This window comes from Nocardia sp. NPDC050408 (assembly GCF_044458905.1).
In the GTDB taxonomy this organism is placed as follows: domain Bacteria; phylum Actinomycetota; class Actinomycetes; order Mycobacteriales; family Mycobacteriaceae; genus Nocardia.
Genome location: NZ_JBITIL010000004.1, coordinates 674,962 through 686,652 on the forward strand (window position 1 = coordinate 674,962; position 11,691 = coordinate 686,652).

8 protein-coding genes are annotated in these 11,691 nt (G+C 65.9%); 3 read left to right on the top strand and 5 right to left on the bottom strand.

From position 1 onward, the window contains the following. The first annotated feature begins 102 nt into the window (after nt 1-102). Nucleotides 103-1,338 carry a tryptophan synthase subunit beta gene (gene trpB, locus ACIBJI_RS16350; RefSeq protein ID WP_364343280.1) on the top strand — a complete coding sequence of 412 codons (1,236 nt, stop codon included), beginning with the start codon at nt 103-105 and terminating at the stop codon, nt 1,336-1,338. Between the two features lie 39 nt (nt 1,339-1,377). Further along, nucleotides 1,378-2,544 carry a hypothetical protein gene (locus ACIBJI_RS16355; protein ID WP_364343277.1) on the top strand — a complete coding sequence of 389 codons (1,167 nt, stop codon included), beginning with the start codon at nt 1,378-1,380 and terminating at the stop codon, nt 2,542-2,544. Here ACIBJI_RS16355 and ACIBJI_RS16360 read toward each other — a convergent pair. Genes ACIBJI_RS16360 through ACIBJI_RS16370 form a run of 3 tightly spaced genes read right to left on the bottom strand, consistent with a single transcriptional unit; the run spans nt 2,503 to nt 8,723 of the window. Then, nucleotides 2,503-6,762 carry an aminotransferase class I/II-fold pyridoxal phosphate-dependent enzyme gene (locus ACIBJI_RS16360; protein WP_364343274.1) on the bottom strand — a complete coding sequence of 1,420 codons (4,260 nt, stop codon included), beginning with the start codon at nt 6,760-6,762 and terminating at the stop codon, nt 2,503-2,505. The two genes, ACIBJI_RS16355 and ACIBJI_RS16360, sit on opposite strands and share 42 nt — an antisense overlap. Beyond that, nucleotides 6,759-7,025: an acyl carrier protein gene (locus tag ACIBJI_RS16365; protein WP_364343271.1), complete on the bottom strand. Its 267-nt coding sequence runs from the start codon at nt 7,023-7,025 to the stop codon at nt 6,759-6,761. Before ACIBJI_RS16365 ends, ACIBJI_RS16360 begins: the two co-directional genes overlap by 4 nt. 27 nt (nt 7,026-7,052) lie before the next feature. Continuing rightward, complete coding sequence (locus tag ACIBJI_RS16370; RefSeq protein WP_364343268.1) at nt 7,053-8,723, bottom strand: fatty acyl-AMP ligase; 1,671 nt, start codon at nt 8,721-8,723, stop codon at nt 7,053-7,055. 251 nt (nt 8,724-8,974) lie between these two features. Here ACIBJI_RS16370 and ACIBJI_RS16375 point away from each other — a divergent pair, with 251 nt between their 5' ends. Continuing rightward, nucleotides 8,975-9,148 carry a sugar transferase gene (locus tag ACIBJI_RS16375; RefSeq protein WP_397084748.1) on the top strand — a complete coding sequence of 58 codons (174 nt, stop codon included), beginning with the start codon at nt 8,975-8,977 and terminating at the stop codon, nt 9,146-9,148. Nucleotides 9,149-9,297: 149 nt separating this feature from the next. Here the strand turns inward: ACIBJI_RS16375 and ACIBJI_RS16380 are convergent, their stop codons facing one another. After that, nucleotides 9,298-9,960: a biliverdin-producing heme oxygenase gene (locus tag ACIBJI_RS16380; protein ID WP_364343265.1), complete on the bottom strand. Its 663-nt coding sequence runs from the start codon at nt 9,958-9,960 to the stop codon at nt 9,298-9,300. A 91-nt stretch (nt 9,961-10,051) separates the two neighbouring features. Beyond that, complete coding sequence (locus tag ACIBJI_RS16385) at nt 10,052-11,596, bottom strand: threonine/serine exporter family protein (protein WP_364343262.1); 1,545 nt, start codon at nt 11,594-11,596, stop codon at nt 10,052-10,054. Nucleotides 11,597-11,691: the final 95 nt, after the last annotated feature.

Consider the following 11,691-nt stretch of genomic DNA (forward strand, 5'->3'; position numbering starts at 1 on the left):
GGAACCTAAAGAGACTGTTAACTAATCCGTTGCGGGTGCGCGCCGCGCGGCGAGTCGAAGTAGACAGGTGCTGGGGACTCGCGGCAGGAAGCGTTGGTGTGGATGGTTATTGATCATGTGTCGCGGGGCACGTTGCTAACGAGCACACTTCCGGACGAGCGCGGGCGGTTCGGCGAGTTCGGCGGCAGATATGTTCCCGAGGGTCTGATGGCGGCGCTGCTGGAGTTGGAACAGACCTATGCGCTGGCGCGGGCCGATGCCGGATTCCACGACGAACTACGCGAATTGTTGCGGAGCCGGGTCGGCCGTCCCACGCTGCTACATCAGGTGCCGCGCTTTGCCGAGTTGCTCGCGGTTCCCGGCGTACGGGTGTATCTGAAACGCGAGGATATGGCCCATACCGGTGCACACAAGATCAATAACGCACTGGGCCAGGGATTGCTGGCCAAGCGGATGGGAAAGACCCGGATCATCGCCGAGACCGGCGCCGGTCAGCACGGCGTCGCGGTGGCGACCGTTTGCGCGATGCTCGGCATGACGTGTGTCATCTATATGGGCGCGCACGATATGCGCCGCCAGGCCTCCAATGTCATGCGGATGACGCTGCTCGGCGCGCAGGTGCGTTCGGTGGAGACCGGCAGCCGCAGGCTCAAGGAGGCCATCAGCGAATCGGTCCGGGATTGGGTGTCGAATCTGGACACCACGCACTACCTGTTCGGCACCTCGGCGGGTCCTGCACCGTATCCGATGATCGTGCGCGATCTGCAAACCGTCATCGGCCGCGAGACTCGATTGCAGATCCTGAAATCCGAAGGCCGACTGCCGGATTATCTCGTGGCGTGTGTCGGCGGCGGCAGCAATGCCATCGGCTTGTTCCACCCCTTCGTCGATGAACCGGAGGTCCAGTTGATCGGTGTCGAGGCGGCGGGCCTCGGCGTCGAAACGGGTGATCACGCCGCCACCCTCAGTGCGGGCAGTCCCGGCGAAATGGACGGCGCCTACAGCTATCTGCTGCAGGACGACGACGGACAGGTCACGCCGACCCACAGCATCGCCGCCGGGCTCGACTATCCGGGCGTGGGCCCGGAACTCAGCTATCTCAAGGACATCGGTCGCGTCACCTACCGCACCGCCACCGACGCGGTGGCCCTGCGAGGTCTGCACGCCCTCACTCGAACCGAAGGCATCATTCCCGCCCTCGAATCCGCCCACGCCGTCGGCTATCTCCTCGAGCTGGCCGAGTGCGGTGAGCTCCCCGCCGATTCGATCGTGGTACTCGGTCTTTCCGGTCGCGGCGATAAGGATCTCGCCATCGCGGCGGAGGGGCTGGCCGGGTAGACAGTTCGCGGATCGGCTCCGCGATGCCAGGATGACCGAATGACAAACGGGGTGAACCGGATTGCCGAGCATACCGTCCAGCTGATGATGGATTACGGCCAGTTCTGCATAGACGGCGGTTTCGGCGATCCGGACAGCGAACTCGACCTACTCGATCAGGCATGTGCGCAGCGGCCGTGCGCGGGCGACGGCACCGCTCTGCTCGTGCTGAGTCCGCATCAGAACAACTTCGAGATGTCGATAACGGTGCAGGTGTGGGATGGCAGGCCGCCGAACGATCGCGACGACTGGCAGCAAGTTTGCGAGGGTAGGTTGAGCGTGGATTCCGATGGGACGCTGACTATCTCGTCGCCGCCGGGTACCTGGGCCGATCCGTGTCCGGTGCCGCCCGGTGATTATCTGATCGAAGTCAGCGGTCGCGGATTCGTGAGCTACGGATGGCCGGGGACCACGACGCCCGGTGATATCTGGCGGATTCGGTTGTGGCCCGACGACGGTGGTGATCTCCTGCCGCACCGGCAGTGGGATATGCCCGGCTACGGCATCCCGGAAGATGTGCCGATTTCCGAGCGAAACGCGGCGGAAGATTTCGTGGATGAGCAGTGGGTTCTCCTCATGGACTCCACGGGTTCGCGACGCATCCCGGCCGCTGACCTCGAGGCGGAGATGGCGCGCACGGAATGGAATGGCGAACCGATAGCGGAACTGAGCGAACACTTTTCGGCCGCGGAACTAGCGCGGTTCGACCGCCCGCTCGCCGAGGCGATCGCCGTCATGGATGAGCCGACCTTGCGGCGGCTGGCTCGACGGTGCGCGGTCAAGGCCTGCGAGTTGGCGGGTATCGCCGAAAGAGCTTGGGTGGCACCGGCATTGACGGCATTGAACGAGGGGCGACCGTTGCCCCCGCCATTCGATGACATGGCAACCGCCTTCGCGCGTCTGGATGAGGAGGAGTTCGGACCTGCCGAGGACAGGTCGCGCCAACTTGTCGCAACCCTCGGCGCGTCCAGGCGTTCGCAGACGAGTCCCTTCGATATCGGTCCCGTGCATCGCCCCCACTTCGCATTGAGCGTCATCGAGCACGCGATGGATCCGGACGCGTTGACCGCGGCGATAGAAGCGCTGCATACCGCCGCGGTCACCTTCGGTGCCGATGCCCCGGTGTTATTCGCCGAAATCGGTAGTGAGTTCGGCTCGGCCGGCTGACCGAAGCAGGGCCAGCTCCTCGGCGAGGATCTTGACCGTGTCGCGAATCTGGTCCTCGGTGTGACAGGCAGTAACGAAGAAGCGCAGGCGGGCAAGATTTTCCGGGACCGCTGGGTAGAGGATCGGGTTGACATTGATGCCGCGGCGCAACAGCGCGTTCGACAGTGTCAACGTCTGCATCGAGTCGCCGATGATGCACGGGATAATCGGGGTATCCGCGCTGTCGCCGGTGTCGATACCGGCATCGTGAGCGAGCCGCAGGAACAGTTGTGCGTTGTGCCGCAGGCGATTCAGCGGAGCCCGATCGGCGCGCAGCTGGCGGATCGCCGCCACCGACGCGGCCGCATTCATCGGGGTCATGCCGACGCTATAGACGAATCCCGGCGTGGTGTATTTGAGGAAGCGGATCAGTTCGGCGCTGCCCGCCACATAGCCGCCGCAGCCAGCCAGCGCCTTCGACATTGTGCCGGACCACAATTCCACGTCGTCGCGATCGACGCCGAAGTATTCGCCGATACCGCCACCACCAGCGCCGAGCACACCGATGCTATGGGCCTCATCGATCATCAACAGCGCCCGGTGCTTCCGCTTGACCTCGATGATCGCGGGCAGATCCGGAATATCGCCGTCCTGGCTGTAGACGCCCTCGATGAGAATCAGCACACGGCGGTACTGGTGCCGGATCTCGGTGAGCAGCCGGTCGAGCGCCGCGTGGTCGTTGTGCGGGAACGGCCGCCGCGTCGCGCCGGAGAGTTTGCAGCCCTGCAGGATGCTGTCGTGCGCGAGGCTGTCGTGGATCACCAGATCCTGCGGTCCGACGATATGTCCGATGATCGTGACATTCGTCGAATGGCCGCCGACGAGTGCGATCGCATCCTCGGTGCCGAGCAAACCGGCGAGTTCGGCCTCGAGCTCGCGGTGCACCGGCTTCTCGCCGGAGAGCACGCGGCTGGCCGAACACGAACTGCCATAGCGGGCGACCGAATCCTGCACGGCCGTCACGACCGCCGGATGACCGGACAGGCCCAGGTAGTTATAGCTGGAGAAATTGAGCACCGGTGCGCCGTCGATCACCGAGGTGTCCCGGGTGACGCCGTCATTGATCAGGAAGTACGGATTCGACAGCCCGAGTGCCTCGGCACCGGAGAGCCGATCGGCGATCGCCCGCACCTCGGTGAACTCCGAGATCCGATACTCCGGCGCGACGGCGACGCGCTCCGGTTCGGGTTCGGGCGCGGCGGGAGTGGGCGCACCGGTGACCTGATCCGCGACGTAGCCGATGACATCCCCCAGCGTCGTCGCCGCCGTGAACCAGCTCGGATCGATGGTCAGTCCGGGGAGTTTGCGGACGAGTCCGCCGAACAGGTCGGTGAGCATGATCGAATCGAGCCCGAGCCCATCGGTGATCGTCTGGTGGTCCCGCAATCGGTCGGCCGCGAAGCCGCTGACTCTGGCCATCTCCGCGCGCACGATGCCAGCGACCGTCTCCGGGCTGACGGACGACCGGTCGGTATCCGGCAGCGGCGTGCGTATCTCGGTGGATGCCGTTGCGACACTGGCCAATACGGCGGCCTGCTCGCGGAAAAGTGCGATCAATTGATCCATCGTGGTTGTTGCCTCAGGAGTCGTGGAAGTCGTTGTGGGGGTGGGGGGTTCGACCCAGAATCGGTGTGCGGTCGAGAACTCGTAGGTCGGTAGGCGGCGCCGGACACGCTGCGCCGGTCGGTAGAGCTGATCCCAATCGGGGGTGAAACCGTCGCGATACAGTGCGGCAACGGTTTGCGCGAATTCGGTGCCGGTCGCCGCCGGTCCGGGGCTCGGCACGAGGCAGCGCGGTGTCATCTCGGGCCGTATCCGGCTGACCAGGGCGGTCAGGATCCGGCGCGGTCCGATCTCGATGATATGGCTGGGCTCGGTGTCGAGCGCGGCCTCGACGGCGTCGGCGAAACGTACTGTCGCACGGATGTGTTCGGTCCAATACGCGGCATCCATTGCCTCGGACTCGTCGAGCAGTCGGCCGCGCACGGTCGAGTAGATGGGAATGCTCGGTGTCCGGTAGGTGCAGCGACGGGCGACAGCTTCGAACTCGGCCAGCATCGGTGCCATCAATGGACTGTGGAACGCATGGGAAACGTTGAGCGCCTTGGTGTTCACCCCGTGTGCCTCGAGTGTGCCCCGGATCCGGTCGAGCGCGGCGCCGGGACCGGAAAGCACGAGTTCCGTGCCCGCATTGACGGCGGCTATCGCGACCATGGGTTCGTCGGTGATCAGATCGGCAACCCGGTCCTCGTCCGCGCGAACGGCGAGCATCGCGCCGCCCTCGGGCAACCGCTGCATCAGCCGACCGCGCGCGACCACCAGTCGACACGCGTCGTCGAGGTCGAAAACGCCCGCGACGGCCGCGGCCGCGAATTCGCCGATGCTGTGGCCGATGAGCCATGTGGGCCGCACGCCCGCGTCGGCGAGTGAGCGGGCGAGTGCGTATTCCATCGCGAAGATGGCGGGTTGTGCGAGGTCGGTGCGGTCGATATCGGTGCTCTCATCGAGCAGCAGATCGCGCACCGAGCGATCCAGGTGGTCGAACATGCAATCATCGACTGCCCAGAGGGCGTGCTGGAACGATGGGTTCGTCGCCTCCAATGCCCGTGCCATCCCGGCGAACTGCGAGCCCTGACCGGTGAACATCCAACCGGTGCCGACCGCTTGTGCCACACCGATTTCGGGCTCGACCCGCAGGCGTGCGATAGCGTCGGCGCGATCGGTCGCGACGATCGCCAGTCGCGTGCGTCCGGAAGATTTGACCTGGTTACTGGTCCAGCACAGCTGTGCGAACCGATCCTCCGGCACCGTCGCCAATGCGTCGGCGAGCCGAAGCGCATTGCGACGCAACCCATCCAGGTCATTCGATGACAGCGTGAGCACGCCACCGCCGGACGCCGCCGGAGCTGACTTCGCGGGTGCGCTAGCCAGCACAATGTGCGCGTTCGTGCCACCGATCCCGAAGCTGCTGACCCCGCCGAGTGCCGGTCCGTGCAGCGGCATCGGTTCCGCGACCAAGCGCAGACCATGGTGACTCATCCGCAGCCGGGGGTTTTCCTGCGCGGCGAATCTCGTCGGCGCGACAATACCGTGGTGCAGACCGAGCGCGACCTTGATCAGTCCGGCGACACCGGCAGCGCCCTCGGTATGGCCGAGATTGCCCTTGATCGAACCGATACCGCAGGGTTCGGCTCGGTCGGTCCCGTGCAGTGCGCCGAGCGCCTTGACCTCGATCATGTCACCGAGAATCGTTCCGGTGCCGTGTGCTTCGACGAAGTCCACATCCTCGGCCCGTACTCCGGCCCGCTGATACGCCTCGGTGATCACCTGCTGCTGTGCCCACCGGTTCGGCGCGGTGATGCCGTTGCTGCGGCCGTCGGAGTTGACCGCGCTGCCCTTGATCACCGCGTAGACCGGCAGACCCTCGGCCACCGCATCGGCCAACCGTCGTAGAACGAGCACGGCGACACCCTCGCCGCGCACGATCCCATCGGCGTTGCCGCTGAACGGTTTACACCGGGCATCCGGTGCGGACAGACCCGCCTGGGTGTAGAACACGCCGACAGCCGGGGTGAGAACGAGGTTCACACCACCGGCGACCGCCTGATCGCATTCGCCGGAAGCCAGTGCGCCACAGGCGAGATGGATCGCGACCAGCGATGACGAACAAGCGGTATCGACCGCGATACTCGGACCGCGCAGATCGAGCTGATATGAAAGCCGGTTCGCGGTCATGAAATACCCGTTGCCCGAACCGTGCTGCGGTGTGATGGCGGCATAGTCGCTCATCTGCAGATTCGCCCACTCGTTGGCCATCACGCCGACGAAAACCCCGGTGCGCGTGCCGGACTGCGCCCGAGGGTCGAGTGCGGCATCTTCGAAGGCGCGCCAGGTGGACTGCAGTAGTAGGCGCTGTTGGGGATCCATCGCTTCGGCTTCCCGCGGTGCGATACCGAAGAATTCGTGGTCGAACGCGTCCGCGTCGGCGATGAATCCGCCGCTGCGGGTATTGATCGTGCCGGGCGCACCGGCCGGATCGTGGAAGTCGTCGGCATGCCAGCGGTTCGCGGGCACCTCCGAAATCGCGTCTCGTCCTTCGAGCAGCATCTGCCACAGTGCATTCGGATCGGGTGCTTGCGGGAATCGGCAGTCGAGGCCGACGATGGCGATATCGGTCATGCGGCGTGGGCGAATTCGGCGGCGAGGTGGGCGGCGATATCGGCGATGGTGGGGTAGTCGAAGACCAGGGTCGGGTCGACATCGAGTGACCACCGGTCCTCGATCTCACCGCACAGGGTCACCGCTGAAGCCGAGTCGAGACCGAGTTCGGCGAGCGGGACCGCCGGATCCACTTGGTGCGGTGCACGTTCGGTGTAATCCGCGACGCGCTGCACGAGCCAGCCCTGGATCGTTGTCGGGCAGGCGGCGACTGTGTCGAACATATTCGGCTCCTCGGCGATACGGGTCGGTCAGACGGTCAGTGATCGGCTCAGTGCCGGTTCGAGATCTTCGTGCAGGACACCCTCGACGCGATCGTCCAGGAACGCCGCCCGCATCGAGCTGCGTTGGACCTTGCCGCTGGTGGTGTGATGCACCGAACGGGTTTCTACGAGAACGACATTCGGCGCGGGCACATCGAATCCTCGGGCGACCGCGATTTTGATCGCCGAGGTCAGCTCGGTGAGTGTGGCCTCGCCGAGCAGTGCCTTCTTGATGCCATGCAGCACGACCAGTCGTTCCCGGCCACCCGCGTCGACGGATACGGCGACGCCGACGCTGCCGGCGAGTGCCGGATGCAGCGCGCCCACCAGTTCCTCGACGTCCTGGGGATACAGGTTGCGGCCGTTGATGATCAGGAGATCCTTGAGGCGGCCCGCGACGAACAGCTCCTCGTCGTGCAGCAGACCGAGATCCCCGGTGCGCAGGAACGGGCCCTCGGTACCGATGTGCGCGTCGAAGGTCTCGCGGGTCTCCTCGGGGCAGTTCCAATAGCCAGCGGCAACACTGTCGCCGCGAATCCAGATCTCGCCGACAGTGTTGTCCGGCACCTGTTTACGCGTGTGCGGGTCGACAATGCGGATGTCGAGACCGCGCGCCGCGCGTCCGCAGCTGACGAGCCGGGTATCGCGCCCGGCGTCGAGGTAGACCGGTGCCGCGTCGATCCGTCCGTAGCTGGCGAGCAGCGTCACCTCCGCCAGGCCGTAGGCCGGCAGGAATGCCGTGGGCTGCAATCCTGCGACCGAGAACCGCTCGTTTACCGCCGCCACGGTCCGTTCGCGAACCGGCTCGGCGCCGCACAACGCGGACCGCAGACCGCTGAGATCGAGATCGGCCAGCTGCTCGTCGGTTACTCGGCGCACGATCAGGTCGTATGCGAAGTTCGGCGCGCCGGTGTAGGTTGCTCGGTACTTGCTGATGGCCTGCAGCCAGCGCACCGGACGCTTGAGGAATGTCATCGGCGACATGAACACCAGATTCCCGCCGGAGTACACCGCCCCGAGCAGAAAGCCGATCAGGCCCATGTCGTGGAAGTGCGGGATCCAGGCGACACCGGTCGCGGTATCGTCCAGCCCGCCCCCGGCGGCGATGGCCGCCTCGTTGTGCATGAGATTGCCGTGCGTCACGACGACACCCTTCGGGGTGCCAGTCGATCCCGAGGTGTATTGCAGGAATGCGATCGTCCGGGAGTCGATATCGGGCATCTGCCAGGCGTCGGGGTCGCCGAGCGGGCCGTCGGTGGCGACGACGACCGCAGTTGTGGTCGCCGCGACCAGTGGCTGGAACTGGGTGGTCGTGAGCACCAACCGGGCGCCGGAATCCGCGATTATGCCCGCTAGCCGGTCGGCGCTGCGCTCGTAGTTCGGCAGCGGCGCGGGAACGGCCACGACACCGGCATACAGGCAGCCGAGAAATGCCCGCAGAAACGCCATACCGTCCTGGTAGAGGAGAACAACGGGCTGCGTCGACTCCGGACGATCGGCCAACCAACCGGCCACGGCCCTGGCGTCGCGATCGAGTTCGCGATAGCTGACAATCTCCTCGACGAGCTCGCGACCGGCCTCACGCAGGTATGTGTAGGACCTCGTATCCCCGTATTCGCATACTTGCTGCCGGACGTGGTGGACGTAACTCGGCTGCATAGTGCGTATTCCTCCGGGGGATGGACGTCATCGGGACTACATATGACTGTCGTCGCTCCGCCCCGCCGAAAGTAGGAACCTCAGGGATCGCCCAGCAAACCCGAGGGTGAGCGATTCTCACCCCAGGATGCCCACGCAGCAGTGGGGCGCCCGATGACCCGGCGCCCCGCCGGCACTGTCGCGGCGCTCATCGAGGCGACCGGCGGCAATCCGGTGTTCTTCAAGATGAAGGACGCTCCGCCGATCACCCGATCGGCAAGACCAATCGCAAGTTCAGCCGCGACGAGCTACCCCAGTTCCCCAACGTGCTGCGCGGTGAGATGGGCATGGTCGGCCCGCGTCCGGAGGTACTGCGCGAGGTCGACACCTACGACAGCAATATGCGGCGCAGGCTGCAGGTGAACCCAGGCATCACCGGTCTGTGACAGGTGATCGGACGCTCGGATCTGTCGTTCGAGGATGCGGTGCGTCCTGAGCTGTCCTCCGTCGAGAACTGGTCGATGATCGTGTATCTGCCGTTGATCGCCAAGACGATTGGTGCGGCGGTCGCGCGCGCGGAGAGGCGTACTGAGACTCAGCCGGGGCGCCGTGCCGGGAATTCGGCGGCGAGTTCGGCGAATACGGCGGTATTCAGTGCGAAGGCCCGCTGTCCCTCGTCGAGTACGCGGCGGCGTTCGAGATCGTCGAGCGGCAATTGGTCGAGCAGGCCGCGGTATTCGCGTTTGAAGGCCGCCGGATTGCCGAGGGCGTCGAAGACGTAGAACCGCACACCGTCGCCGCGATGCGGGAGGTTCCACAACTTCTCGGCGGTGCCACGGATGACCTGGCCGCCCGAGAGGTCGCCGATATATCGGGTGTAGTGGTGCGCGATATATCCGGCGGGCCACTCGCGGGCGCATTCGTCGATGCGCGCGGCGTAGGCGGCGGTGGCGGGCAGCGCTTCGAGGGCAGCACGCCAGTCGGGTCCGATGAGGTGGGCGAGGTCGCGTTCCAACTCCGCGGTCCTGGCCAGTTCCGGACGGATGAACGGACCCGCGATCGGATCGTCGGCCAGGGCGTCCCAGCGGTCTTCCAAGGCGCGGTAGATGAACCAGAGTTGGGCGGTGTAGCGGTGATAGGAGTCGATGCCGAGTTCGCCGCCGAGCATGTCACTGATGAACGAGGAGTTCTCCGCCGCTTCGTGCTGCTGTGCAGTGGCGGTGCGGATCGCCGTGGAGAACGGGACCGTATCCGACATATCCGAACCACCTCACCGATGCCGACGTTGGCTTTGGGCACCCTAACCATTCCGTATAACCATACCGGCCGCCCCTGCCGGCTCCGGTGCATCATGATCGACGGCCGGATTCGCGACGATGCGGATGGCGCGGAAGTCGGCGCCGGTGCACGATGACCGGTCGGCGGATCGAGCCGAATCGGCTCAGGATGCGCGGACGGCGCACGGTGCGGTCGAACCACTCGCCGAGGGTGACGCCCGCGGCCAGCGCACACCCGACGCCGACCGCGGCGAGAACCTGATTGCCTCCGATCAACAGCTCGTCGTTGAGCAGGGCAAACAGCCCGCGATACACCTTCAGACCCGGGAGCAGTGGCGTGATGCCCGCGAGCGCGACGACCAGCGGTGGAGTCAGCGCCCGCCGTGCCATCAGACCACCGGCCAGACCGACCAGCGTCGCGGCGACCGCGGAGGAGATCACCGGACCGAAGCCCAGATGCTGTACGAGCAGGAAACAGATCGTGCCCGCCGCACCACCGAAGGCGGCCGCGGCGAGTGCGCGGCGTTCGGCGTAGCAGGCGAGTGCGAACGCCAGCGCGGCCACCGCACCAGCCGCGATCTTGATCGGCAGATCGGTGATATCGCGGCTGGAGGTCAGATAGACCGGTGGGATCGTGGCGCCGAGCATATCGCCGATCCGCAGTGCCATCGCGATGCCCGCGATAATGCCGCCGGTCATCATCATGACCTCGAGCATGCGGGCGGTCGCGGTGATCGGCGCGCCGGTTATCGCGTCCTGCACCGCACCGACCAGCTGCAAACCACTGAGCAGCACGGTGATTCCGGCGGCGATGACCAGCGTCGGGTCGACATCGATATGCAGGGTTGCCGCCAGGGTGGCCAGCAGCAGCGCCGGTGTCGCCGCGACGGCGCCGCCCACCACATGCTGGAAGAAGAACGGCAGACCGTAGCGATTCAGCACGCGATTGACGCGGTCGATGGCCAGGGTGGTGCCGAAGCTGACCGCGGCGACCAGCCAGCCGCCGCCGAGTAGCGCCGCGATCGATGCGGCCAGCAGCGACCAGCCGAAGGTGGCGACCCAGCGATGGTACGGATGCGGCGCTGAGGTGATCGCATCCAAACGAGCGCGCGCGTCCACGGGTGGGACGACCTCATTGCGGATGCGGCGGGTGAGCCGGTCGACCGCGGCCAAACGGGTGAAGTCGAGGGATCGGTATTTGACCACCCGCATGCTGCTGGCGGGCGGCAGCAGTGGACCGCGGTCGGCCCAGATCCTGATCGCGTCATAGGTGACGTCGATATCGCAGCGCGCCAGTCCATAGGTGGCGGCGATGAAACGCACCTGGGTCATCGTGTCGTTGACACCCGTACCCGAGGCGAGCACCACCTCGCCCACCCGCACGGCCAGATCGAGCACCTCGGCGACGCGGGCATCGTCGGTGAGATCGATCGGCTGCAGCGGCGTGGGCGCGGCGACGATGTGATCGGCGGTGGCCGGACGGTCGGCGACCAGCAGATCGACCGCCTGTTTGACGACCGGAACGCGGGGCGCTCGCAGGAAGCGCAATCGCGGCCGCCTGGCCGCCTGATCGCCGGGGGCGGTGTCGTCTCCTCCTGGAAATATGTCCGGACCCATGAGCGCGACCGTAGTCAACCGAGGCCCGGGTTCGCATCCGCAGTGGTCCGAGGGACCGCCTCGAGGGCTGGACGGATGTCCGGACACTTGGTCGA

Coding starts and splice junctions, on each gene's coding strand:
- trpB (WP_364343280.1), top strand. CDS start 103: ATGGTTATTGATCATGTGTCGCGGGGCACGTTGCTAACGAGCACACTT.
- ACIBJI_RS16355 (WP_364343277.1), top strand. CDS start 1,378: ATGACAAACGGGGTGAACCGGATTGCCGAGCATACCGTCCAGCTGATG.
- ACIBJI_RS16360 (WP_364343274.1), bottom strand. CDS start 6,762: ATGACCGATATCGCCATCGTCGGCCTCGACTGCCGATTCCCGCAAGCA.
- ACIBJI_RS16365 (WP_364343271.1), bottom strand. CDS start 7,025: ATGTTCGACACAGTCGCCGCCTGCCCGACAACGATCCAGGGCTGGCTC.
- ACIBJI_RS16370 (WP_364343268.1), bottom strand. CDS start 8,723: ATGCAGCCGAGTTACGTCCACCACGTCCGGCAGCAAGTATGCGAATAC.
- ACIBJI_RS16380 (WP_364343265.1), bottom strand. CDS start 9,960: ATGTCGGATACGGTCCCGTTCTCCACGGCGATCCGCACCGCCACTGCA.
- ACIBJI_RS16385 (WP_364343262.1), bottom strand. CDS start 11,596: ATGGGTCCGGACATATTTCCAGGAGGAGACGACACCGCCCCCGGCGAT.